The sequence below is a fragment of the Pseudomonas sp. GM_Psu_1 genome, from assembly GCF_026544185.1.
Lineage (GTDB): Bacteria > Pseudomonadota > Gammaproteobacteria > Pseudomonadales > Pseudomonadaceae > Chryseomonas > Chryseomonas oryzihabitans.
Genome location: NZ_JALNUX010000020.1, coordinates 24,277 through 48,432, shown reverse-complemented (window position 1 = coordinate 48,432; position 24,156 = coordinate 24,277). Strand labels below are relative to the sequence as shown.

General features: G+C 66.7%; 23 protein-coding genes. 11 read left to right on the top strand and 12 right to left on the bottom strand.

Annotation, left to right across the window (positions count from 1 at the left end; genetic code table 11):
- Positions 1-194 precede the first annotated feature (194 nt).
- Genes OXS31_RS22295 through OXS31_RS22285 form a run of 3 tightly spaced genes read right to left on the bottom strand, consistent with a single transcriptional unit; the run spans position 195 to position 2,820 of the window.
- Complete coding sequence (locus OXS31_RS22295; protein WP_007162564.1) at positions 195-356, bottom strand: DUF2474 domain-containing protein; 162 nt, start codon at positions 354-356, stop codon at positions 195-197.
- A complete protein-coding gene (gene cydB / locus OXS31_RS22290) occupies positions 356-1,378 on the bottom strand; it encodes a cytochrome d ubiquinol oxidase subunit II (protein ID WP_007162565.1) in 1,023 nt (340 codons plus the stop codon). Before cydB ends, OXS31_RS22295 begins: the two co-directional genes overlap by 1 nt.
- Complete coding sequence (locus OXS31_RS22285) at positions 1,375-2,820, bottom strand: cytochrome ubiquinol oxidase subunit I (RefSeq protein ID WP_007162566.1); 1,446 nt, start codon at positions 2,818-2,820, stop codon at positions 1,375-1,377. The genes cydB and OXS31_RS22285 overlap by 4 nt, the downstream gene beginning before the upstream one ends.
- A 302-nt stretch (positions 2,821-3,122) precedes the next feature.
- On the opposite strand from OXS31_RS22285, the gene OXS31_RS22280 reads away from it, so the two are divergent.
- The 4 genes from OXS31_RS22280 to OXS31_RS22265 all read left to right on the top strand — a co-directional run bounded on the left by OXS31_RS22280 (position 3,123) and on the right by OXS31_RS22265 (position 8,838).
- Positions 3,123-4,352 carry an MFS transporter gene (locus OXS31_RS22280; RefSeq protein WP_007162567.1) on the top strand — a complete coding sequence of 410 codons (1,230 nt, stop codon included), beginning with the start codon at positions 3,123-3,125 and terminating at the stop codon, positions 4,350-4,352.
- Positions 4,353-4,480: 128 nt separating this feature from the next.
- Positions 4,481-6,127 (top strand): methyl-accepting chemotaxis protein, encoded by a 1,647-nt coding sequence (locus OXS31_RS22275; RefSeq protein WP_223855408.1) that lies wholly within the window; start codon positions 4,481-4,483, stop codon positions 6,125-6,127.
- Between the two features lie 85 nt (positions 6,128-6,212).
- Positions 6,213-7,016 (top strand): glucose 1-dehydrogenase, encoded by an 804-nt coding sequence (locus OXS31_RS22270; protein ID WP_027601332.1) that lies wholly within the window; start codon positions 6,213-6,215, stop codon positions 7,014-7,016.
- Positions 7,009-8,838 carry a glycoside hydrolase family 15 protein gene (locus tag OXS31_RS22265; protein ID WP_042138229.1) on the top strand — a complete coding sequence of 610 codons (1,830 nt, stop codon included), beginning with the start codon at positions 7,009-7,011 and terminating at the stop codon, positions 8,836-8,838. Before OXS31_RS22270 ends, OXS31_RS22265 begins: the two co-directional genes overlap by 8 nt.
- 143 nt (positions 8,839-8,981) lie before the next feature.
- Here OXS31_RS22265 and OXS31_RS22260 read toward each other — a convergent pair whose 3' ends face one another.
- The 3 genes from OXS31_RS22260 to OXS31_RS22250 all read right to left on the bottom strand — a co-directional run bounded on the left by OXS31_RS22260 (position 8,982) and on the right by OXS31_RS22250 (position 10,088).
- Complete coding sequence (locus OXS31_RS22260) at positions 8,982-9,323, bottom strand: DUF86 domain-containing protein (RefSeq protein ID WP_042138231.1); 342 nt, start codon at positions 9,321-9,323, stop codon at positions 8,982-8,984.
- Positions 9,320-9,610, bottom strand: a complete 291-nt coding sequence (locus OXS31_RS22255) for a nucleotidyltransferase family protein (RefSeq protein WP_074584988.1) — start codon at positions 9,608-9,610, stop codon at positions 9,320-9,322. The genes OXS31_RS22260 and OXS31_RS22255 overlap by 4 nt, the downstream gene beginning before the upstream one ends.
- 73 nt (positions 9,611-9,683) lie before the next feature.
- A complete protein-coding gene (locus OXS31_RS22250; RefSeq protein WP_256203982.1) occupies positions 9,684-10,088 on the bottom strand; it encodes a response regulator in 405 nt (134 codons plus the stop codon).
- Positions 10,089-10,335: 247 nt separating this feature from the next.
- Here OXS31_RS22250 and betT point away from each other — a divergent pair, with 247 nt between their 5' ends.
- A complete protein-coding gene (gene betT / locus OXS31_RS22245) occupies positions 10,336-12,300 on the top strand; it encodes a choline BCCT transporter BetT (RefSeq protein ID WP_085982657.1) in 1,965 nt (654 codons plus the stop codon).
- Positions 12,301-12,430: 130 nt separating this feature from the next.
- Positions 12,431-13,501: an AbrB family transcriptional regulator gene (locus OXS31_RS22240; RefSeq protein ID WP_267402091.1), complete on the top strand. Its 1,071-nt coding sequence runs from the start codon at positions 12,431-12,433 to the stop codon at positions 13,499-13,501.
- Positions 13,502-13,522: 21 nt separating this feature from the next.
- Here the strand turns inward: OXS31_RS22240 and OXS31_RS22235 are convergent, their stop codons facing one another.
- Positions 13,523-13,783 carry a hypothetical protein gene (locus OXS31_RS22235; RefSeq protein ID WP_007162574.1) on the bottom strand — a complete coding sequence of 87 codons (261 nt, stop codon included), beginning with the start codon at positions 13,781-13,783 and terminating at the stop codon, positions 13,523-13,525.
- Between the two features lie 205 nt (positions 13,784-13,988).
- Between OXS31_RS22235 and OXS31_RS22230 the strand changes: the two genes are divergently transcribed.
- Positions 13,989-15,527, top strand: a complete 1,539-nt coding sequence (locus tag OXS31_RS22230) for a sensor domain-containing diguanylate cyclase (protein ID WP_115945816.1) — start codon at positions 13,989-13,991, stop codon at positions 15,525-15,527.
- Positions 15,528-15,554: 27 nt separating this feature from the next.
- Here the strand turns inward: OXS31_RS22230 and OXS31_RS22225 are convergent, their stop codons facing one another.
- On the bottom strand, positions 15,555-16,574 hold the full coding sequence (locus OXS31_RS22225) for a GGDEF domain-containing protein (protein WP_267402087.1): 1,020 nt from the start codon (positions 16,572-16,574) through the stop codon (positions 15,555-15,557).
- A 341-nt stretch (positions 16,575-16,915) separates the two neighbouring features.
- Between OXS31_RS22225 and OXS31_RS22220 the strand changes: the two genes are divergently transcribed.
- Both OXS31_RS22220 and OXS31_RS22215 read left to right on the top strand, forming a co-directional pair.
- Positions 16,916-17,728, top strand: coding sequence for an HDOD domain-containing protein (locus OXS31_RS22220; RefSeq protein WP_200893337.1), 813 nt, complete (start codon positions 16,916-16,918; stop codon positions 17,726-17,728).
- A gap of 124 nt (positions 17,729-17,852) precedes the next feature.
- Positions 17,853-18,125, top strand: coding sequence for a hypothetical protein (locus tag OXS31_RS22215; protein WP_007162578.1), 273 nt, complete (start codon positions 17,853-17,855; stop codon positions 18,123-18,125).
- Between the two features lie 67 nt (positions 18,126-18,192).
- Here OXS31_RS22215 and OXS31_RS22210 read toward each other — a convergent pair whose 3' ends face one another.
- Positions 18,193-18,447 carry a hypothetical protein gene (locus tag OXS31_RS22210; protein WP_007162579.1) on the bottom strand — a complete coding sequence of 85 codons (255 nt, stop codon included), beginning with the start codon at positions 18,445-18,447 and terminating at the stop codon, positions 18,193-18,195.
- 152 nt (positions 18,448-18,599) lie between these two features.
- On the opposite strand from OXS31_RS22210, the gene OXS31_RS22205 reads away from it, so the two are divergent.
- Positions 18,600-19,367 carry a hypothetical protein gene (locus tag OXS31_RS22205; RefSeq protein ID WP_007162580.1) on the top strand — a complete coding sequence of 256 codons (768 nt, stop codon included), beginning with the start codon at positions 18,600-18,602 and terminating at the stop codon, positions 19,365-19,367.
- A 4-nt stretch (positions 19,368-19,371) separates the two neighbouring features.
- On the opposite strand, the gene OXS31_RS22200 is transcribed toward OXS31_RS22205, so the two are convergent.
- Positions 19,372-20,145: an NAD-dependent deacylase gene (locus OXS31_RS22200; protein WP_267402083.1), complete on the bottom strand. Its 774-nt coding sequence runs from the start codon at positions 20,143-20,145 to the stop codon at positions 19,372-19,374.
- Between the two features lie 196 nt (positions 20,146-20,341).
- Between OXS31_RS22200 and OXS31_RS22195 the strand changes: the two genes are divergently transcribed.
- On the top strand, positions 20,342-22,270 hold the full coding sequence (locus tag OXS31_RS22195) for an AAA family ATPase (protein WP_007162582.1): 1,929 nt from the start codon (positions 20,342-20,344) through the stop codon (positions 22,268-22,270).
- A 68-nt stretch (positions 22,271-22,338) separates the two neighbouring features.
- Here OXS31_RS22195 and OXS31_RS22190 read toward each other — a convergent pair whose 3' ends face one another.
- Complete coding sequence (locus tag OXS31_RS22190; RefSeq protein ID WP_267402079.1) at positions 22,339-23,637, bottom strand: flavohemoglobin expression-modulating QEGLA motif protein; 1,299 nt, start codon at positions 23,635-23,637, stop codon at positions 22,339-22,341.
- Positions 23,638-23,727: 90 nt separating this feature from the next.
- A complete protein-coding gene (locus OXS31_RS22185; protein ID WP_027599066.1) occupies positions 23,728-24,153 on the bottom strand; it encodes a VOC family protein in 426 nt (141 codons plus the stop codon).
- Positions 24,154-24,156: the final 3 nt, after the last annotated feature.

The window sequence follows — 24,156 nt, the reverse complement described above, 5'->3', positions numbered from 1 at the left end:
GGGTTGGGCCGCGTTGCAGTTCTGATCGGCAGCCGGGCTGATTCGCGGCGTTCGATCCCGTCACGCCGGACAGCCCCCTCCCCCGCAAGCGGGAGAGGGGGTAATCCGGTGTGAGGGATAAGCCTCCTACGAAAGGGCAAACCCCGCGTAGGGTGGATGACGGCGCAGCCTCATCCACCGAAACACCCGAGGGGTCAGTGCGACTTGAGCCCCGCCGCCGTCAGTACCAGGCGCAGCACCCAGGCCACCACGCCCAGTGCCACCAGGCTGCAGGCCCAGATGCCGGCCATCCAGGCCAGCCGCTGCCAGAGCGGCTTGTTGTCCGCGGGATTGGGTTCGCGCGAGCGGCCGGGCATCAGTGGTAGCCCTCCCCCGCGCGTACCTTGCCGCGGAACACGTAGTAGCCCCAGAAGGTGTACATCAGGGTGATGGGGATGATGAACAGGGTGCCGATGAGCAGGAACAGCTGGCTCTGCGGCGGCGACGAGGCCTCCCAGATGGAAACCGCCGGCGGGATGATGTTCGGCCAGAGGCTGATGCCCAGACCGCTGTAGCCGAGGAAGATCAGCGCCAGGGTCAGCAGGAAGGGCGCGTGGTGCGAATCCTCGCGCAGGATGGCGCGCAGCAGGGCCAGGGTCACCACGCCGACCAGGATCGGCACTGGCAGGAACCAGACCAGGTTGGGCATGCTGAACCAGCGGGCGGAAATGGCCGCCTGGCTCAGCGGGGTCCAGATGCTCACCACCGCGGTAAAGGCCAGCAGCAGGAACAGCAGCGGCTTGGTCAGGCGGCGCATGGTCGCCTGCAGCGGACCCTCGGTCTTCATGATCAGCCAGGTGCTGCCCAACAGCGCATAGGCAGCGATCACGCCCAGGCCGCAGAACACCGAGAAGGGCGTCAGCCAGTCCAGCGGACCGCCGACGTACTGGCGATTTTCCACCGGGAAACCTTCGATGAAGGCACCCAGGGCCACGCCCTGGCAGAAGCTGGCCAGCAGCGAGCCGAAGATGAAGGACTTGTCCCACAGGGCTTCCTTGCCTTCCTGGACCTTGAAGCGGAATTCGAAGGCCACGCCGCGGAAGATCAGGCCGATCAGCATGAAGATCAGCGGCAGGTACAGCGCCGGCAGGATGATCGAGTAGGCCAGCGGGAAGGCGCCATAGAGCCCCGCCCCGCCGAGTACCAGCCAGGTCTCGTTGCCGTCCCAGATGGGCGCCACGGTGTTCATCATGACGTCGCGGTCTTCCTTGCCCTTGACGAAGGGAAAGAGGATGCCGATGCCCAGGTCGAAGCCGTCCATGACCACGTACATCATGAGGCCGAAGATGATGATGATCGCCCAGATCAGCGGGAGGTCGATGCCAGGGATGCCGTTCATGTGCGGTCTCCGGTCAGCTGGTCGGTGGGGTTGTCTTCTTCCAGGCCGCCATCGGCGCCGGACAGCGGACGCTTGGGATGGCGATCGGTGCCCGGGCCGCCGGAGGTGGGCAGGTCGCCTTCACCGGTGTGCGGACCCTTGCCGATCATGCGCAGCGCATAGAGGGTGCCGATGCCGAACACGGCGAAGTAGACCACCACGAAGGCCACCAGGGTGATGCTGAGCTGGGTGACGCTGTGGTTGGACACCCCGTCCTTGGTGCGCAACAGGCCGTAGACGATCCACGGCTGACGGCCCACCTCGGTGGTGAACCAGCCGGCCAGCAGGGCGATGAGACCGACCGGCCCCATGCAGGTGACCAGGCGCAGGAAGGCGCGGGTCTCGAACAGCTTGCCGCGCCAGCGCAGCCAGGCGCTCCACAGGCCGGCGGCGATCATCAGCATGCCCAGGGCGACCATGATGCGGAACGACCAGAACACCACATAGGCCGGCGGCCGGTCTTCCTTGGGGAAGTCCTTGAGCGCCGGGATCGGCTCGGTGAGGCTGTGCTTGAGGATCAGGCTGCCCAGTACCGGGATTTCCACCTTGAAGCGGGTTTCCTCGCGCTCCATATCCGGCCAGCCGAACAGGATCAGCGGGGTCGCTTCGCCCGGGGGGTTCTCCCAGTGGCCTTCCATTGCGGCGATCTTGGCCGGCTGGTGCTCCAGGGTGTTGAGGCCATGGGCGTCGCCGACGAAGGCCTGCACCGGGGCCACCAGCAGGGCCATCCACATGGCCATGGAAAACATCTTGCGCACCGCCGGGTTGTCGTTGCCGCGCAGCAGGTGCCAGGCCGCCGAGGCGCCGACCAGGAAGGCCACCGACAGGTAGGCGGCGATGGTCATGTGCGCCCAGCGGAAGGGGAAGGACGGGTTGAAGATCACCGCCAGCCAGTCCACCGGGACGATACGCCCATCGACGATCTCGTAGCCGCTCGGGGTGTGCATCCAGCTGTTGGAGGACAGGATCCAGAAGGTCGACATCAGGGTGCCGATGGCCACCATCACCGTCGAGAAGAAGTGCAGGCCGCGGCCCACGCGATTCCAGCCGAACAGCATGACGCCGAGGAAGCCGGCTTCGATGAAGAAGGCGGTCAGCACCTCGTAGGTCAGCAGCGGACCGGTCACGGCGCCTGCATAGTCGGCGAAGCCGCTCCAGTTGGTGCCGAACTCATAGGCCATCACCAGACCGGACACCACGCCCATGCCAAAGAAGATCGCGAAGATCTTCAGCCAGAAGTGATACAGATCCTTGTAGACGTGGTTGTCGGTCTTCAGCCACAGCCCTTCGAGCACGGCGAGAAAGCTCGCGGTACCGATGGACAGCGCCGGGAAGACGATGTGGAAGGACACGGTGAAGGCGAACTGGATCCGGGCGAGATCCAGGGCTTCGAGGCCGAACATAGCTTTTCCTCTCAGGCACGCCGGCCATCGAGGGTAGCCGGTCGATTTGACGCTGACCGAGGTTCGAACCTCCGCGTCGCCTGGGGTTCTAGCGGGACGCTAAAAAGGCGCCACCGCCGCTAGCCCATTGGACCAGGTCGGAAGCTGACGTGGATCAACGTCAGGCTTTAGGATAGACCTCCTCGATACATTTGCTTACGTGGTTGGATGTCGCATCGGGCAGGCTGTCGCACCCCGCAGTTGTATGACGATCAGTCCCCGGGTGGCTTAAGATGCCGCCTCTGTCCCTGCGAGCCCCAGTCATGTCCGGCGATACCCTGCAGCTGCGTCACCACCGTCCCTTCGTCGCCTTCTGGTTCGCCCGCATCTGCACCGCCGGCAGTTTCCAGATGCTCACCGTCGCCATCGGCTGGCACCTCTATTCCCTCACCGGCAACGTGCTCGATCTCGGCCTGGTGGGGCTGGTGGAATTCCTGCCGCGGGTACTGTTCATGCTGCACACCGGGCATGTCGCCGATCGCTACGACCGCCGCCGGGTCGCCGCCCTCTGCCAGACCGGCCAGGGCCTGATCGCCCTGGTGCTGCTGGTGGGCAGCCTCAATCAGGCGGTGACCCGCGAACTGATCTTCATCCTGGCCTTCTGCCTGGGTACCGCGCGCGCCTTCGAACAGCCCACCACCCAGGCGCTGCTGCCCAACATCGTGCCGCCGGCGATCTTTCCCCGCGCCATCGCCGCCGCGGCCTCGGCCATGCAGGGCGCCACCATCATCGCCCCCGCCCTGGGCGGCCTGCTCTATGCCCTGGGCGCCGCCTGGGTCTATGGCCCGGCGCTGGTGCTCTATGGCATCGCCATCCTGCTGGTCTCCAGCCTGCCGGCGCGGCAGACGCCCAGCCAGAAGGAAAAGCCGACCCTGGACAACCTGCTGGCCGGCATCCGCTTCATCAAGAGTCGCCCGGACGTGCTCGGCGCCATCTCCCTGGATCTCTTCGCCGTGCTCCTGGGCGGTGCCACCGCCCTGCTCCCGGTGTTCGCCGCCGACATCCTGCTCACCGGCCCCTGGGGCCTGGGCCTGTTGCGCTCGGCACCGGCCGTGGGCGCCCTGGGCATGTCCTTTCTGCTCGCCTACGTCAGCCTCAATCGCCACGTGGGCCGCATCATGTTCGGTTCGGTGGCGCTGTTCGGCGTCGCCACCATCGCCTTCGGACTGTCCACCTCGCTGTGGTTCTCGCTGGCCACCCTGGTGGTGCTGGGCGCCGCCGACATGGTCAGCGTGGTGATCCGCAGTTCCTTCGTCCAGCTGGAAACCCCCGATGCCATGCGCGGCCGGGTCAGTGCGGTCAACGGCCTGTTCATCGGCGCCTCCAACCAGCTCGGCGAGTTCGAGTCGGGGGTTACCGCGCACTTCTTCGGCACGGTGCCGGCGGTGGTGCTGGGGGGTGTCGGTACCCTGGTGATCACCGGGGTCTGGATGAAGCTGTTCCCCGGTCTGGCCAGGCGTGACCGGCTGACGGAGCCGCGCCAGGACAGTTGAATCCAGCCCTGCCGCCAACGGGCCATTCATACCTGGGGGATGACCGCTCGGCCCGAAGTAAACTTATCGCGCAAACCTTTAACGCAAAATGTGATCCATGTCACACACTTTGAAGCGTTGAGGTTTTCATGCGTACCCCTCTTTCCATGGCCGCCCGCCTGGGCCTGGGCTTCGGCCTGATCCTGGTGCTGATGCTGCTGATCACCCTCGTCGGCGTCCAGCGCGTCGGCGTCATCGATGACACCCTGACCGCCGTCAGCCAGGGCGCCAGCGTCAAGCAGCGCTACGCCATCAACTTCCGCGGCAGCGTGCACGACCGCGCCATCGCCATCCGCGATACGGTGCTGATCCACGACGCCGCGCCCCTGGCCAGTCGCCTGGCCGACATCGATCGGCTCAAGGCCTTCTATCGCCAGTCCGCCGAGCCCATGGATCAGCTGTTCGCCAGCCAGGGCGCCACGGCCGAGGAACAGCGCCTGCTGGCGGCCATCAAGGACATCGAAGGCACCGCCCTGCCGCTGACCGAGCGCCTGCTGCAGCTGCGCCAGGCCGGCGATCTGGAAGGCGCCCGGGTGTTCCTGCTGGAGCGCGTCTCGCCGGCCTATGTCGAGTGGCTCAAGCGCATCAATGCGCTCATCGATCACGAAGAAGCCATCGCCAGCGGCCACCTGGGCGAGGTCCGCGGCATCGCCGGCGGCTTCCGCTGGCTGATGCTGGTCACCTGCGCCCTCGCCCTGCTGCTGAGCGTCACCGTCTCCATCCTGATCATTCGCCAGATGGGTGCCACCCTGGGCGGCGAACCCCACGCCGTGGCCGCCGCCATCCGCCGGCTGGCCGAGGGCCGCCTGGACGAGCGCCCCGCCACCCGCCATCCGGACAGCGTCATGGGCACCCTGGGCAGCGCCACCGCGCACCTCGGCGAGACCATCGTCCAGGTACGCCATACCGCCAGCTCGGTCGCCGCGGCGGCAGCCCAGCTGCAAGGCACCGCCCAGACCAACCAGCGCCACACCGATGTGCAATCCAACCAGGCCCAGCACATGGCCGCCGCGGTCACCGAGCTGGCCGCCACCATCGGCGAGGTCGCCGGCTACGCGGCCCAGGCCGCCCAGGCCACCGGCAATGCCAGCGCCCAGGTGGACACCGGCAACCGGCTGGTCGCCAGCTCCGGCCAGGCCATCGGCCAGCTGGTGCAGGCCCTGGAACAGGCCAGCGTCACCGTGCAGCAAGTCTCCAGCGACAGCGCCAGCATCGAGAACATCGTCGCCGTCATCAACGGCATCGCCGAGCAGACCAACCTGCTGGCGCTGAACGCCGCCATCGAGGCGGCCCGGGCCGGCGAGCAGGGTCGCGGCTTCGCCGTGGTCGCCGACGAGGTCCGCAACCTGGCCACCCGCACCCAGGAATCGACCCGCGAGATCCGCGCCATGATCGCCACCCTCCAGGAAGGCGCCGGACGCGCCGCGGCGCAGATGGAAGAGAGTCGCGGCCAGGCCCACGAGACCGCCGAACTGACCCAGCGCGCCGTCGCGGCCCTGGCGGCCATCCAGGCGGACGTCGGCTCGGTGAACGCCATGAATGCCCAGATCGCCACCGCCGCGGCCCAGCAGACCGCCGTGGCCGAAGAGGTCAACGAGAACATCAACCGCATCCACGCGGCCACCCTGGAAACCGCCAGCGGTTCGCAGCAGATCGCCGGCGCCAGTCGCCAGCTGGCCGAATTGGCCGAGGACCTGGAGCGCCGCATGAGCCTGTTCCGCACGGCCTCGGCCTGAATATCCGGCAACGCTCGCGGGCTGAACCTAGACGCGCGCGTGACGGTCAGCAGTCAGACACCTTTTCCCGTGCAGGAGTCTGGACATGCAGCTTTCCCTCAACGGCCAGGTCGCCCTGGTCACCGGCGGCAGCTCCGGGATCGGCGCCGCCGTCGCCGAGGCCCTGGCCAAGGCCGGTGCCGCCGTCGCCATCAACTACCATTCCAGCGCCGAACCGGCCGAGGAACTGGCCAAGCGCATCCAGGACGCCGGCGGTCGCGCCATCGCCGTTGGCGGTGACGTCGGCGACGAGGCCGCGGTCCAGGCGCTGTTCGACCGCACCCTGGAAGCCTTCGGCCGGCTGGACATCCTGGTCGCCAACTCCGGCCTGCAAAAGGATGCGGCCGTGGCCGACATGTCGCTCAAGGACTGGAACACGGTGATCAACACCAACCTCACCGGGCAGTTCCTTTGCGCCCGGGCGGCGATCCGCCAGTTCCGCAAGCAGGGCCGCGACGAAAGCATCTCCCGCGCCCTGGGCAAGATCATCCATATGAGCTCGGTCCACGAGGTCATTCCCTGGGCTGGCCACGTCAACTACGCCGCCTCCAAGGGCGGGGTCAATCTGCTGATGCGCAGCCTGGCCCAGGAAGTCGCTGCCGAGGGCATTCGCGTCAACAGCATCGCCCCGGGCGCCATCGCCACCGCCATCAACGAAGAGGTGACCGGTGACGAGGCCAAGGCCCGCGAACTGCTCAAGCTGATCCCCTACAAGCGTGTCGGCCACGTCGACGACGTGGGCAATGTGGCGGTCTTTCTCGCCAGCGACCTGGCCGACTACATCGTCGGCACCACCCTGTTCGTCGACGGCGGCATGTGCCTCTATCCGGGATTCGAAGACAATGGCTGATTCCACCTCCGTGCACGCCCGCCGCAGTATCGGCGCCCACGGTGTCATCGGCGACCTGCGCACCTGCGCCCTGGTCGCCACCGACGGCACCATCGACCACTTCTGCTGGCCGAATCTGGACAGCCCCTCGGTATTCGCCGCCCTGCTCGACTCGGAAAAGGCCGGCTACTTCAGCCTGGCGCCGGTCTGGGAAGACGCCCGCGAGCAGCAGCTCTATCTGCCGGACACCAATATCCTGCAGACCCGTTGGCTGTCGGCGGAAGGCGTCGCCGAGATCACCGATCTGATGCCGGTGTGCAGCAGCGAGGACACCCAGCCGCGCATCGTCCGCCGCGTGCAGGTGGTGGCCGGACGCTGCCGCTTCCGCCTGGTCTGCGCCCCGGCCCACGACTATGCCCGCGCCGAGACCCGCGCCCGCCTGGTGGACGGCGGCGCCCTGTTCGAGGCCGCGGGCCAGCCGACCCTGCGCCTGGCGTCGAGCGTCACCCTGCAGGTGGAAGGCAACGCCGCCCTGGCCGAATTCGAACTGGAACAGGGTGAGCAGCTGGATTTCGTCTTTGGCTGCGAGAAGGACGACAAGGTCGTCGCCGGCCAGAGCGATCTCTGCTTCGAGGACACCCTGACCTACTGGACCTCCTGGGCCGCCAAGAGCCACTACCAGGGGCGCTGGCGCGAGATGGTCACCCGCTCGGCCCTGGCGCTGAAGCTGCTGACCTCCTGCAAGCACGGCTCCATCGCCGCGGCCGCCACCTTCAGCCTACCCGAAGCCCTGGGCGGTGAACGCAACTGGGACTATCGCGCCTCCTGGATTCGCGACGCCTCCTTTACCGTCTATGCCTTCATGCGCCTGGGCTACACCCAGGAAGCCAAGGACTTCACCCACTGGGTGGGCCAGTGCGTGGAAAACAGCCACAGCGCCCCGGAAAAGCTGCAGATCATGTATCGCCTGGACGGTGGCCTGGACCTGCCCGAGGAAACCCTCGACCACCTGGCCGGCTATGCCGACTCGAGTCCGGTGCGCATCGGCAATGAGGCCTACAAGCAGATCCAGCTGGACATCTATGGCGAGCTGATGGACGCCATCTACCTGTCCAACAAGTATGGCGAAGCCATCTCCCACCAGGGCTGGAAGGAGGTGGTGCGGATGATCGACCACGTCTGCGAGCACTGGAACCAGCCCGACGCCGGGATCTGGGAGATGCGCGGCGATCCCGAGCACTTCCTGCATTCGCGGCTGATGTGCTGGGTGGCCATCGACCGCGCCATGCGGCTGTCGGTCAAGCGCTCGCTGCCGATGCCCTACGAACGCTGGTACGCCGCCCGCGCCGCCATCCAGGAAGACATCTGGGATAACTTCTGGAACGCCGAGCTGGGTCATTTCACCTCGACCCGTCACGGCAAGAGCCTGGACGCCGCCCTGCTGCTGATGCCGCTGGTGCGCTTCGTCAGCGCCACCGATCCCATGTGGCTGTCCACCCTGGACGCCATCAAGACCAACCTGGCCTACGACGGCATGATCCGCCGCTACAACCCGGCGGACACGCCAGCGGACAACCTCAAGGGCGAAGAAGGCGCCTTCGTCGCCTGCTCCTTCTGGTACGTCGAATGCCTGGCCCGCGCCGGTCGCGTCGACGAAGCCCACCTGGAGTTCGAAAAGCTGCTGGGCTACGCCAACCCCCTGGGTCTCTATGCCGAGGAACTGGACAAGCGCGGCTACCCCCTCGGCAACCTGCCCCAGGCCCTGTCGCACCTGGCGCTGATCAGCACCGCCTTCTTCCTGGATCGCAAGCTGAGCGGCAAGGATCCGCAGTGGCAGCCGTAGGGCGAGCCGATGCGGCCGCCCCTGCGGGTGCAGCCCGATAGCTGATCACAATCCTGCCGGAGCGGATAAAGCCAGAAACCCACTCGGATAGCCCCCTCTCCCCTTGGGAGAGGGTTGGGGTGAGGGCACAGCGTGGTACGAAGCTACCTTCCCGATAACAGACGCAATTGTTCCAGAAGTTCGGGCAGGGCGGTAACGACGGTTTCCCAGACCACATCGAGGTTGATGTCGAAATAACCGTGGGCGATACGATTACGCATGCCTCTCATATTGCGCCACGGGATGTTTGGATGCACCTGGGTGAAGGCTTCGTCCACAGCCATGATCTTGGTTGCCGCTTCGCCGATGATGATCAGGCTCATGACCACCGCTTGCTGTGTCCGGCGGTCTTCGAGGAAGTCTTCCCGAGTGAGACCCTCAATAAAGCCCAGTGCCTCGCTGGCCGCCTGTTGCATATGAGCCAGATAGTCCGCCGTGCGATTCATATCGGTCGTGCCCCCAGCAGAACCTGCGCGCGAAAGGATCCGGGTAAATCGGCGGGGGTCACCAGATCTACCGGAACGCCCAGTAATTCCTCAAGCTCGTCCTGCAACCCTCCCAGGTCGAACAGTGTTGCCCCTGGAAGGGCATCCACCAACAGATCCAAATCGCTGCCGTCCTGATCGGTACCTTCGAGAACTGAACCGAACACTCGCGGATTGGCCACTCGAAAACGTGACGCAACATCCCGTATGACAGCTCGTTTCAGGTCCAGGACAAGAGAAGGTCGCATGGCATGACTCCAGCTAGATCAGTCCCGGAATAGTGGGTCATAGGTCGCGGCTTTACAACCGATCGGGCTACCCTCACGCCACCCGACTCTGCCCCAGCACCTCGTTGACGCAATTGGCCATGTCGTCGATATGCCAGGGTTTGGGCATGAAGCGGGTGCGGCCGGCGCCGCGGGGCACGGTGAGGCGATCGCCGGAGGTGAGGATCACCGGGATATGGGGCCAGCGTTGGGAGACCAGCTGGGCGAGGGCCTCGCCGTCGAGGCGCCCCGGCATGCGCACGTCGGTGAAGAGCACGTCGATGCGGGCGCCGTTCTGCTCCAAATAGCTCAGGGCCGCATCGGCGGTCGGCACGGCCACCACCTGCAGGTCGACCAGCGACTCCAGCGCCTCGGTGGCCAGTTCCCGCAGCAACGGCTCGTCCTCTACCAAAAGCAGTAGCGGACGATAGGAGCCGAAGGGAGAAGATGCCTGAGTCATAACCAACAGACTTTGCCAAGGGGTCGCGGTTCTGACCGCTCGGCCTGGTCTCGACCAAAGTCGACCACCGGCATAGGCAAGACCTCTAGACGGCAACTTTCAAGGCTGCGCTGACTCGAAGCGTTCACCTCAGAGGTCGCCTGTGGTATTCTTTTTTAATCGAACGATCAATTAAAAAAGCATTCTTCCCTTTGACAGTGCGCAAGGAGTCCTCATGAGTGCGACGCCCTCATCCGGCACCGTAAAACTGAATCCCCCCGCCTTCTACTGCGCGGCCGCGGTGATTCTACTGTTTTCCCTGGCCGTCATCGGCCGTCCAGAGCAGGCCGGCGCCTGGTTGCTGCAGGCGCAGACCTGGGCCGCCAATACGGTCGGCTGGTACTACCTGCTGGCCATGTCGCTCTATCTGGTGTTCGTGGTGGTCACCGCGCTGTCCGGCTACGGCAAGATCAAGCTCGGTGCCGACCACGACCAACCCGAATTCAGCTACCTGTCCTGGGCCGGCATGCTGTTCGCCGCCGGCATCAGCATCACCCTGTTCTTCTTTTGCGTCTCCGAACCCCTGACCCACTTCGCCCAGCCGCCGGCCGGCGAAGGGGGCAATCCGGCAGCCGCGCGGCAGGCCATGCAGATCCTCTTCCTGCACTGGGGCCTGCACGGCTGGGGGGTGTTCGCCCTGGTGGCCATGGCCCTGGCCTACTTCGCCTACCGCCACAATCTGCCGCTGGCCCTGCGCTCGGCGCTCTATCCGCTGATCGGCAAGCGCATCAACGGGCCCATCGGCCACGCCGTGGACGCCTTCGGCATCATCGCCACCATCTTCGGCCTGGGCGCCGACCTCGGTTTCGGCGTGCTGCACCTCAATGCCGGGCTGGACTACCTGTTCGGCATCAGCCACAGCCACTGGGTGCAACTGATCCTCATCGTGCTGATGATGGGCGCGGCCATCGCCGTCGCCGTGTCCGGCGTCGACAAGGGCGTGCGCATCATGTCCGACATCAACATGGTGCTGGCCGTCGCCCTGCTGCTGTTCGTGCTGTTCGCCGGGCCGACCCAGCACCTGCTCAATACCCTGATCCAGAACATCGGCGACTACCTCTCGGCCTTGCCGGGCAAGAGCTTCGACCTCTATGCCTATGACGAGCCCTCCGACTGGCTGGGCGGCTGGACGGTGTTCTACTGGGCCTGGTGGATCGCCTGGGCGCCCTTCGTCGGGCTGTTCATCGCGCGCATCTCGCGCGGCCGCACCATCCGTGAATTCGTCTTTGGCGTGCTGTTCATCCCGCTGGGCTTCACCCTGGCCTGGCTGTCGATCTTCGGCAACAGCGCCCTGGAACTGGTCCTTGGCCAGGGCATGACCGGCCTGGCGCAGACCGCCCTCACCGATCCGGCCATGGCCTTCTACCAGGTGCTGGAGACCTATCCGGCCAGCCGCGTGGTGATCAGCGTCGCCGTGCTGGTGAGCTTCGTCTTCTTCGTCACCTCGGCCGATTCGGGCACCGTGGTGCTCTCGACCCTGTCGTCCAAGGGCGGCGAGGCCGATGAAGACGGTCCCAAGTGGCTGCGGGTGTTCTGGGGCGCGGCCGTGGCCGTGGTCACCGGCGGCCTGCTGTTCGCCGGCAGCATGGATGCCCTGAAGTCGGCGGTGGTGCTGACCTCGCTGCCCTTCTCGGTGGTGGTGCTGCTGATGATGTGGGGCCTGCACAAGGCGCTGCACCTGGAGTCCCAGCGCCAGCGGGCGCGGCTGCACTCCCTCGCGCCGGTGGCGACCAATGGCAAGGCCCGGCACGGCGGCTGGCGCCAGCGGCTGTCCCAGGCGGTGTACTTCCCCTCGCGGGACGAGGTCTATCGTTTCATGGACAGCACCGTGCGCCCGGCCATGGAGGAGATGGTCGAGGTCTCGCGGGAAAAGGGCCTGGTGGTGGAAACCCAGTTCGATTCCACCAACGCCAATCTGCAGCTGACCATCGGCCACGGCGAAGAGCACCCCTTCATCTACCAGGTGATCATGCAGGGCTATTTCACGCCCTCCTTCGCCCGCGCCGGCATCGGCGGCCTGCACCTGAAGAATCGGCGCTACTACCGCGCCGAGGTGCACCTGACCGAGGGCAGCCAGGACTATGACCTGGTGGGCTACAACCGCGAGCAGATCCTCAACGACATGCTCGACCAGTACGAGCGCCACCTGCAGTTCCTGCATCTGGTGCGCTGACAGGGCGGTTTTTTCAGCGACTGAAAGGCCATTGAAAGCCGCAAAGGTCGTATAATCGCCTCCAGGGCCGGCCCCGAGCCGGCCCCGGGGTCGGTACGCCGCGCCGGCTCCCCGCCGTCCGGAGACCGCTTTGTCCACCCCCTCTGTCCCCTCGCCCTATCCGCCCCTGGTGCAATGGCTGGCCCTGATCCTCTGCTCCGCCCTGGTCGGCGGCGGACTCAGTTGGCTGCAGGTGCCCGCGGCCCTCTTTCTCGGTCCCATGCTGGTGGCCATCGCCTTTGGCGTCGTCGGCGCCACCATCCGCCTGCCGCGCCGGCTGTTCCAGACCGGCCAGGGCGTGGTGGGCTGCCTGATCGCCCATGCCATGACCGCCGCGGTGCTGCTCACCGTCGCCGAGCACTGGCCGGTGATGCTGCTGGCCACCGCCCTGACCGTGTTGCTAAGCCTGCTCACCGGTGCCCTGCTGGTGCGCTTCGGTGGCCTGCCGGGCAGCACCGCCGCCTGGGGCACCACGCCTGGCGCGGCAGCGGCCATGGTGGCCATGGCCGAGGAATACGGCGCCGATCCACGCATCGTCGCCACCATGCAATATGTGCGGGTCGTCTGCGTGGTGCTGATCAGTGCGCTGGTCGGCCGGTTGCTGGGCGCCGAAGGCAGCGGCACCGGCCATCAGGCCACCGTGGTCAGCCTGGACGGCCACTTCGCCGTCAATCTGGCGCTGACCCTGGCGGTGGCCCTGGCCGGCAGCTGGCTGGGCGGTCGGCTGTTTCCCGCCGGCGCCCTGCTGCTGCCCATCGCCCTGGGTACCCTGCTGCAACTCAATGGCTGGCTGGACATCACTCTGCCCCATCTGCTGCTGGCGGCGGCCTATGGCGCCATGGGCTGCTATGTGGGCCTGAGATTCGATCGGGCCACGGTCGCCTATGTCTGGCACGCCCTGCCCAAGATGATCTTCGCCTCGCTGCTGCTGATCGCGCTCTGCGCCCTGTCGGCGCTGCTGATGGCGCGGCTGATGCACGTGGACTTTCTCACCGCCTACCTGGCGACCAGTCCGGGCGGCCTGGATTCCATGGCCATCATCGCGGTGGATGCCCACGCCGATGTCGGCCTGGTACTGGCCATGCAGGCCTTGCGGCTGATCGGGGTGGTGCTGACCGGGCCGCTACTGGCCCGGCAGCTGGTCAAGCTGGCCCGCACCTGACCCGGGGTGCGGGCCTGGCACTCAGGCCGAGCGGCGGCGCTCGACCTGGGCGGTGATGTTGTAGCCTTCGGCAGCATGGCCGCGCACCACGACCCGGGCATCCGGGTAGAAACCCTTGAGGCGCTGTTCGAAGAGAAAGTAGATCTCCGCGCCGACCCGGATCTCCGCGGGATCGGTCAGGGTCAGGGAGAAATTGCGCACGGGATCGGCAGCATGCTGCGACTCGTTTTCCTCGATGCGCTGCATGGCGTCTTCGACGATCTGTTCGGCGATCTGCGACATCTGTGACCTCCTGGTCGGGGCAGTAACGGGGCGCCGTCCCGGAGACGGCTGTATCGCTAGTGACCACGGCGATGGCGCAGGGATTCGCGCGCTCTGCAAGATTCCGACGAAACTGTAGACTTGTCTGACTTTTATCCCTGTGCGGTGGCGTGAATCGGTCGACTCGCGGTCTCCTGCACACCGAGGACGAGGAAACAGCCCCGCCATGGTCGACGCCGACGACACCCCCCTTCCACCGCGCAATCCGGCCACCCAGCGCCGGGCGCTGTGGCTGCTGGTCTGCGCCGTTGCGGTGATCCTGGCACTGGAATCCTGGCAGGTGTGGCGCAACTACCAGAATGCCTTCGCCAGTGCCCGCAGCGACGTCGGCAACATCGCCGTGGCCGCCGCCCAGCACGCCGATGACGCCATCAAGGAAGCCGATTCGCTGCTGGTCAGCATTCGCGATCGCCTGGAGGATCAACCCTTCGAGCAACTGGACCGCCTGCGGGTGCATCGCCTGCTGGCGCGCCAGGCCGCCCTCCTGCCGCAACTGCACGGGTTGTTCGTCTACGATCGCGACGGCGAATGGCGGGTGACCGACAAGAGCAGCGAGCCGCCGCGGGCCAACAATGCCGATCGCGAGTATTTCCAGTTTCACCGGCAGCATCCGGCCGATGTGCTGCACGTCGGCGCGGTGATCGAGAGCCGCAGCACCCACGAGCTGATCATCCCGGTGTCGCGGCGCCTGGAAGACCGCGACGGGCGCTTTGCCGGCGTCCTGCTCGCCACCATCCGCCTGCAGTATTTCGTCGACTACTACGAGCGCTTCAAGCTGGATGCCCGGGGCGCCATCACCCTGGCGCTGGACGACGGCACCCTGATGGTCCGCCGTCCCTATGTGCCCGAGCACGTCGGCACCCCGCTGGCCACTGGCGACCTGTTTCGCCAGTACGTGAACCAGGCGCCCAACGGTACCGCCCTGGTGCGCGCCATGCTCGATGGCCAGGAGCGCCTCTATGCCTTCCAGCACCTGGAGGGCTATCCGCTGGTGGCCCTGGCCGGTATCTCCCGGCGCGACATCCTCGCCGGCTGGCGCCAGGACATGCTGAGATCGGTGACGGTGGTCGGCCTGATCATCCTCGGCATGCTGGTCTTCGGCTTTCGGCTACTCCGCGAGATCCGCGCCGGGGAGCGCAGTGCGGCAGCCCTGCGCCAGGCCCACGACGAGCTGCACCTGCTGACCCTCAAGGACAGCCTCACCGGGCTGGGCAATCGCCGCCAGTTCGACAACCTGCTGCCGGTGGAGCTGGCGCGCGCGCAGCGCAATGGCCAGCCGCTCAGCCTGCTAATGATCGACATCGATCATTTCAAGGCCTACAACGACCACTATGGCCATCCGGCGGGGGATCGCTGCCTGCAGGCGGTGGCCGGCGTGGTGGCCTCGGCGGCGCGGCGCCCGGGCGACCTGGCGGCGCGCTATGGCGGCGAGGAGATGGTCCTGCTGCTGCCCAATTGCGACGAGCACGGCGCCCAGCGCGTGGCCGCCACGGTGCAGGAACGCCTGCAGGTGCTGGAAGTGACCCATGCCACCAGTCCCTTCGGCCGCATCACCGTCAGTCTCGGCATCGCCGTGCAGCCGCCCGGGCAGACCCCGCCGCCCCAGCCCGCCGACCTGCTGGCCAGCGCCGATGCCGCGCTCTACCGGGCCAAGCACCTGGGCCGCAATCGCTCCCATCCGCCGCCGGAGGCGGACGTCAGCTAGAGCCCACTGGGCGCCGGCTAGCCCCCTTCATCCGCAGATCATGCCGCCGCGGTGGTGCACCCGGTCCTTGCCGGCGCGCTTGGCCTGATAGAGCTCGCCATCGGCCTGCTTGAGCAGATCCGAGGGCTGATAGCCCGGGGCGAGGCGCGCCACCCCGGCACTGAAGGAAAAACAGCTGCCGGTGCGGGTGTTGCTGCGGATATCGTCCAGCAGCGCCTGCAGCCGCTGCGCCAGCTGGCGCTCGTCCTCGGGCTTGAGCAGCACACCGAACTCCTCGCCGCCCAGGCGCCCGAAGCGTCCATCGGGGAAATGCCGACCGAGGATGGTCGCAGTCTCCTTGAGCACCTGATCGCCCACGTCGTGGCCGAATCTGTCGTTGATCCGCTTGAAGTCATCGATGTCGAGCATGACGAAATACCAGGATGGCGAGCCATCCCGGCAGACCTGCTCCATGTCCAGCATCAGCGCCCTGCGGTTGCTGATCCCGGTGAGGGCATCGGTTTCCGCCTGCAGCCGATAGCGTTCCTTGAGTTCCAGGGTGCTGGCGACGATGCGTACGAAGGTGGCATTGAGCAGCAGCCCCAGTGCCAGGCTGGCCCCCAGCATCACCCAGAACAGCGGCAGGGCCGCTGCGGTGATGTTGTCCAGTTCGCCATAGAACAGCAGCAGCCAGACCGCGCCGGCCGCGATGCCGTAGTCGAGCACATGGGAAAACAGAATGGTCGAGCCGAGGATGATGACGATGGCCATGGGGATCATCCAGGCATAGCCGGCCTCGCCCATGCCCAGGATCTGGAAGCGGAAGGCCAGGGCCTCGAACAGCACGAACACCAGGGCGAACAGGCGCCAGACGGCAAATCGCCGGGCGGTGGTCATGGCCAGGCAGGAGCCGATCATGCCGGCGAAGGCCAGCCAGCCCCAGGCCGGCACCCCGGCGGTCAGGAAGGGATTGATCAGCACGCTGATCAACCAGCCCAGGATGCCGGTGCTCTGCGCCAGCACATTGGGTAGTTGCAGCATCTGGCGAATGTGAGTCTGGTAAGTCATTGCACAACTCGAACGCCAAATTTAGTGGCCAACTGATATCACCTGATGCTATCCCATTCGTGGCCCGTCGTCGGCGGAAAGCGGACTCAAGAAAGACAATAGACGTCTGATCATCGCTTCGCCTTGGACAAGACCGCATAGGACCACGGCCGCACGCGAACCAGGCAAACGGACGGCGGCGAAATGACGCCACCGGTCAGCTCGTCCTGCAAACCGGCTCGTCCGGCCCGCTAAGCTCTTCGCTCGTGGATCTTCGACTAGGCTTGGCAGTGCCCAGGCCGTCGTTCATGCTTTCGACGACTCATCAGCTCCCACCATCGGTAAAGAACCAACCAGGCGCCATCATGGAAATCGATGCTCTGTTCGATCACCTGCATACCCTTCCCAGCATTCCCAAGGTGGCTCAGGAGCTGATCCAGCAGTTCGACGATCCCGACAGCAGCATCGAAGACGTCGCCCGCAATCTGGCGCTGGATCCGGTGCTTTCCGCCAAGGTCCTGCGCCTGGCCAACTCGGTGCGCTTTCGCGGCGTGCGCCCCTCGACCAGCATCGAAGGCGCGGCCATCCGCCTGGGCTTCGATGCCCTGCGCACCCTGGTCCTGGCTTCGGCGGTGACCGCCGCCTTCCGCCACAACCCCAGCTTCGATCCGCGGGATTTCTGGCAGCACAGCTTCGACGTGGCCAGCATCTGCCGCGTCCTCGCCCGCCAGGCCGGTGCCGATGCCGAGACCGCCTTCACCTGCGGCATGCTGCACAGCATCGGCGAGCTGCTGATCAGGACGGCGGCGCCCGATATCGCCGTGCGCATCGACGCCGAGCAGCGCGCCCCGGTGCCCGCCGACCAGGCCATCGGCTTCGGCTATCCGGAGGTGGGCGCCGAGCTGGCCCGTCGCTGGCAGCTGCCGGTGGTGATCCAGCATGCCATCGCCTACCAGCTGCACCCCCAGGATGCGCCGGAGGATTCCACCCAGGCGCGCATGGTCGCCCAGGCGCGATTGGTGTCCTTTGTCCTGCGTCGTCATGGCGGCATCAACGACCAGGCCAAGGCGGCCCTGGCCAATCCCCTGCTGGAAGGCGTGGATCTGGAGCTGCTGCTGGGCGAGCTGCCCGAGGTCATAGAGGCGGACAAGGCCTTTGGTACCCTGATCAACTGACCGGCCGTCCCTTGCCGGGCCAGCGCCACCGTCTGGATCACAAATCTGCCAGCCGGTCATGGCAAAAGTCGAACGGGTACCGCAAGAATCGGTCGAAGCGTTATAGCTGACAGGAGTGATTGCGATGGCCGAGCCGCTGAAGTTCACGGATGCGAACACCATTATCAAGGGCGCTTTTCAACCGATGCTGTGCGCCATGACCGCCCAGGATCCGGCGACCTTCAACGTCGAGGTCTATGCGCCCAACGGCACGGCGCTCCTGCAACGCCGCATCGCCCGGGTCGATCTGCTGGACAACTCCCTGCTGGAAGCCTTCATCTGCGACAGTCGCGCCCGTATCGAGCGGGCAACCCATGAGCGACTCGACTGGCAGGTACGCTACACCCGCGCCTCCTGAAACCGCTTCCTGCGGTCAGATGCCAACCAGCCCAAAGGCGCCGCGAGAGGCGCCTTTTGCTTGACCCTCAATCGTTAAGCACGCGCTTCTGCTGACTGCCCTGGGCCTTGGTGGCCGGGGTCTTGTCGACCTTCTTCTGGGTCGAGGGCGTGGCGCTGGAGGTGTCGTCCGCGCTGTCCCTGTTGCTGGTGTTGGAGCTGCCCGGCGCGCCTATGCCGTTGCCAGTCACCCCGGCGTCGTTGTTGTTGCTGGCGGCCAGGCTGGGACCGGCCACCAGGGCCAGGGCAGCGCTCAGGGCAAGGATCAGCGGGGTCTTGCGCATCTTGGTGTCCTCCGGCCGCGAAAGGAAGGGTGTCGCGGGCTGCACCCTGCTGGTTAGGCCAAAGGCCGGGCCAAGCGTTCCCACCTTCCTATAGACTAATGGCCATCCCCGCCGTACCTCGACAGGTGCGGCCGCCGCGTTCAGGAGTTGCCGTGAAGCACCGTTACCTCATCGTCGATCGCACCGCGCTCGATACCCCCGCGCTGTTCGACTATCTGGCCGAGGCGCCGCAGCACCGCGTCATCGTTTCCGGCGGCACGGCCGAGCAACTGTTCGCGGCGGAGCTCTGGCCGCGCCTGCGCGAACGCCTGGCGCCCCACGCCGAGCGCTTCTTCTTCGCCGATTCCAGCGGGCCGCTGCTGCAGGCCGAACTGGAAGGCCGCAAGCCCGGTCTGCTGGATCGCGAACTGACCCTGGCCTTCAAGCAGGCGGTGACCGCCGATGCCGAGGACGACCGCGTGCTGACCCGCATTCGCCGCGAATTGCTCGACACCGATGACGACTACCAGGCCAACCGCCGCATCTTTCTCAACAGCCTGCTCGGCCAGATGCGCCGCGCCCTGCCGGCGGGTGCCGTGACCGCCGGCAACTGGCAGGACGCCGTCCGCCAGGCCATCGCCGCCGCCCAGCAGGGCCTGGCCAAGGGCTTCGCCCCCGGGCTGGCCGATGCCCCCTTCAAGGTCTTTCTCAAGGCCTATCCGCTGGCGGCGCGCTATGTCGCCCAGCTCGCCGTGCTGCTGATCACCGCCGGGCGCCAGGAGAACGACGTTCTCATCGATCGCTTCGTCGCCCAGGATCCGGCGCTGGTCGCCACCCTGTTCGACGGCCTGCTGACCGAAGACGATGACCAGCGCCAGGCCTACACCGCCCTCAAGCGCACCCTGGATGCCCTGGGGACCGGTGGCCAGGCGCTGCACTGAGGGTCTAGAGGCGCTCCAGCAGCGCCGGCAGGATCACCCCGGCCGCGCCCAGCAGTTGCCAGTCGTCGCTGAAGTCCGCCGCTGGCTGCGGATCGATGCGGACCACCGTGGCGCCCTGTTGGCGCGCCACCCCCGGCAAACTGGCCGCCGGCTGCACCAGGCCGGAGGTGCCGACCACCAGGCAGAGGTCGCAGCGCTCGGCCAGGGCCCAGGCGCTGGCCAGGGCCTCTGCCGGTAGCGACTCGCCGAACCAGACCACGCCCGGCCGGGCCAGGCCGCCGCAGGCGGGACAGCGCGGCGGCGCCACGAGTTGCTCCGTCCCTTCCGGCAACGCCGGCGCCGTCAGCGAGCGCGCGCACTCGAAGCAGCGCGGCGCGTGCAGGCTGCCGTGCAGGTGGATCACCGCGCGACTGCCCGCGCGCTCATGCAGGTCGTCGACATTCTGGGTAACCAGGTGGAAGCGGCCGTGCCTGTCGCCCCACTGCGCCAGGGCGCGGTGGGCCGGGTTGGGCTGGGCGGCCAGCACCTGGGCGCGGCGTCCCTCGTACCAGCTCCAGACCCGCACCGGATCCTCGATAAAGGCCTCGGCGGTGGCCAGTTGCGCCGGGTCGAAGCGCGCCCAGAGCCCGGTCAGGGCTTCGCGAAAGGTGGCGATGCCGCTTTCCGCCGACACGCCGGCACCGGTCAGGACCAGCACCTCGTCGGCCTGGCGCAGGCGGTCGAGCAACACCGCCGGCAATGCGGCAAGACCGCTTCGACAATCGATGGGATCGGGCATGGATGCGTTGACTCCTGACATCTGCGGCAAAACAACAGGGTCTTGCGGACCGCGAAAAAGGCCAGAAGTGTGACGCTACTCGACGGATGGTGAGTCCACTCATCGTTTTCCGGGGAACTGAGGTTCACCCTTTTCGCCACAGGCCGATAATCCGGGAGTCCGCGTCCGATGTCGCTCCGACCCTAACGGTATGTGAATGAAGAAGTCCGTCGTTTCCAAGTATCCGCGCCTGCTCATCGCCGGCGCTCTGGCCCTCGTCACCGTCCTCGGCCTGGCCAGCTGGCTGTGGCTCAAGCCCGCCACGCCGGCCCCGACCGCCACCGCCATGCTCGCCAGCGTGCAGCAGGCGCCCGAACACTGGACCGGGCAGCCACGTGACCTCTCCGTGCTGCTGGCCGATCTGCGCGCCCAGGCCATCAGCGGCGCCGTGATCGGGGATCACACCCTCTACATAGACACCACCCGCGGCGAACACTATGCCGTGGCCGACAACGGCGGCCGCATCGCCGATCGCCTGCTTGCCGACTACGCCACCCAGGCCGAGCCGCTGTTCCCGGTCGCCACCTGGAGCGAATCCGGGCAGCGCCATCCCTGGCTGGACGCCCTGCTGATCAACCTGCCGGGCTATCTGCTCCTGCTGCTGCTCGCCGTGCCCCTGGCGCTGCGTTTCGCCAGCCCCTTCAAGCTGCACCGCAAGGGCACCGGCATCTCCTTCAAGGACGTGGTCGGCGCCGCCGAAGCCAAGCGGGCGCTGGAAGACGTCACCACCTGCCTGCGCAATCCCAAGGCCTTCGCTGCCCTGGGTGCCCGTCCGCCCAAGGGTGTGCTGCTGACCGGCGAACCCGGCACCGGCAAGACCCAGCTGGCCAAGGCCCTGGCCACCGAGTGCAACGCCCACTTCATCCAGGTGACCGGCAGCGACTTCTCCTCGATGTTCTTCGGGGTCGGCATCCAGAAGGTCAAGTCGCTGTTCCGCACCGCGCGCAAGAAGGCGCCCTGCATCATCTTCATCGACGAGATCGACGGCATCGGCCGCCGCGCCGAGCAGTCGCGCTCCAGCGATGCCGAGGCCAACCGCATCATCAACCAGTTCCTCACCGAGCTGGACGGCTTCGACGGCACCAGCGGCGTGCTGGTGCTGGGTGCCACCAACTTCGCCGATTCCCTGGATCCGGCGCTGCGCCGTGAAGGTCGCTTCGACCGCACCATCGCCGTGCCGCTGCCGAGCCTGGAAGACCGCCGCGCGCTGTTCGAACTCTATGCCGGCAAGCTGCCCTGCCAGGGCGAACTGGATTTGGCCGCCCTCTCCCGCGGCACCGTGGGCCTGACCCCGGCGGCCATCGCCTACATCAGCAACCACGCCGCCCTGCTGGCCGCTCGCGAGAACGCCAGCGCCGTGACCATGGCCCACTTCGTCGAGGCCATCGAGACCTGCCGCATCGGCGAGCAACCCGTCGGCGTCACCCCGCTGGGTTCGGCCGAGCGCACCCGCATCGCCGTGCACGAAGCCGGTCATGCCCTGGTCGCCGCGGTGCTCAATGTCGGTCGGGTGGAAAAGGTCACCCTGCTGCCCCGCGGCCAGGCCCTGGGCGTGACCCTGATCACCCCCACCGAAGACAAGCGCCTGCACCTGAAGTCGGAACTCGAAGGCCGCATCCAGATGCTGCTGGCCGGTCGTTGCGCCGAGCAGCTGTATTTCAACGAGGTCTCCTCGGGCGCCGCCCAGGATCTGCAGGAAGCCTCCAAGCTGGCGCTGTCCATGGTCGCCTCGCTGGGCATGGGTCCGAGCGGCTCGCTGCTCAGCCTGCAGGCCCTGCGCGATGCCGGTATCGAATTCGACGCCGCGCCCAGCATCGCCGCCGCCGATCAGCTGCTGCACAGCCTGGATCATCGCTGCCTGGCGCTGATCACCGAGCTCAAGCCGGCGCTGGACGACATCACCGACCAGCTGCTGCGCGACGAGACCATCCCCGGCAGCGCCGTGGCCGAAGCCATCGCCCGCGCCAGCGGCCTGGAAGCCTGCGGCGCCCTCAATCGCGCCCTGGCCTTCGTGCCGGAGCGTTCGACCGACCCGCGCGCGGGTGACGGCGAACGCAGCATCGCGGCCGCCTTCAAGGGCGAGTGATACCCGCGACGCCTTGCAACGAAAAAGCCCCGGTCCGCCGGGGCTTTTTCATGTCGCTTGGGCAAGCCTCAGAGGATATTGGCGTAGTCCGCCTCGATCCGATCCAGACTCAGGTGGTTGAGGAAGTTGGAGAAGCACATCCAGGCCGCCAGGGCGTTGAGGTCCTGGAATTGCGCCGGCAGGTACTTGGGCGGTACCACCACGCCTTCGTCCACCAGCTGACGCAGGATGCGCATGTCTTCCAGGGTGGTCTTGCCGCAGAACAGCAGCGGGATCTGCTCCAGCTTGCCCTTGCGCACCGCCAGCTGGATGTAGTTGTAGATCAGGATGAAGCCCTTCAGATAGGACAGGTCCTTGGTGAAGGGCAGCCCCGACGGCGTCGAGCCGCGAAACACCCGGCTGGCGTTCTGGTAGCCCGATTCCAAGTCGTAGCCCTGCTCCTGGAAGAAGCGGAAGACCTCGAGGAAATCGGCGCCGTCCTCGGCCAGGTGGATGGCGCGGGTGCGATTGGTCAGCTTGCGCAGCCGGGTCGGATAGGAGGCGAAGGCGATCACCTCCATGAGGATCGCCAGGCCTTCCTGGGTCACGGTGGACGACGGCGGGCCCTTGGCCAGAAAGGTGCAGATCGGCTGGTTCTGGCCATTGAGGGTAGTGCCGACGTGTACCAGGCCTTCATGGACCTCCAGGGCGCGGACGTCGCGCTCGTTGAACAGGGCGTCGGCGCGCACCTTGATGTAGTCGGCGCCGGCCGCGGCATCGGCGACGATGCCGTCGGACTCGAACACCCGGATGGTGCCTTCCGTCTCGCCGAACACCCGGTTGAGCCGCGCCTGCAGGATGGGCACGGCGTCCTTGGCGGTCAGGGTCTTGGGTTCGTCTTCCAGGGCGCCGCGATGGGCGATGTTGTCGAGGTAGCTGGACATCATCATGCCCAGGTCGGCCAGGGTCGGATCGCCGGCGTGGAAGGCATCCGAGGCCGCGCCATAGAGTTCCTGGGAGATCAGGCCGAAGTCCGGGGTGCCGCGCGCCTGCAGCATGCGGATCACCATGCGGTACTCGCGGCACATGCGCCTCATGATCTGGCCGACCGGATTGAACTGGCCGAGCTGGCGGGTGACCTCGCGCTCGATGCTCTGGAATTCGCCCTTGAGCGCATCGCCGTCGAAGCCTAGCGGGCGCCCCTCGTAGAAGGCGCGATCCACCGCCGGCAGGCGCTTGCCCTTGCCCTCCAGGAAGCCCTGGCGCACCCCGTCGTCCCACTTCACCGCATCGAGGATGCGGATCGGCGCCTGGGCCGCGACGATGCGGTCGGACAGCTGGCGAATGGTCTGGTGATAGGGATCGAGAAAGGGCTGGCGGGCATTCATGACGGCAACCGGGCGACGGGCAAGGCTTCAAGGATGGCCGCTGCCGCGTCTTTTGCCTAGGTTGCGCGACATCCGACCTGCCGAGTCGCCCTATTTGGCGAACAGCTGGCTCATGTCCTTGAAGGCCTTGAACTCCAGGGCATTGCCGCAGGGGTCGAAGAGAAACATGGTGGCCTGCTCGCCGACCTGGCCCTGGAAGCGGATATAGGGCTCGATGACGAACTGCGTCTCACGTGCCCGCAGACGGTCGGCCAGGGCTTCCCATTCGTCCCAGCCCAGCACGATGCCGAAGTGCGGCACCGGCACGTTGTGACCGTCCACGGCGTTGGTATGGGCCTCTTCCTGGGACGCGGTCTTGGGGTGCTCGTGGATCACCAGCTGGTGGCCATAGAAGTCGAAGTCGACCCAGTGGTCGCTGGAGCGACCCTCGGCGAGGCCGAAGACGTCGCCGTAGAAATGCCGGGCGGCGGCCAGGTCGTAGACGGGAATGGCGAGGTGAAAGGGCGACAGGGCCATGGG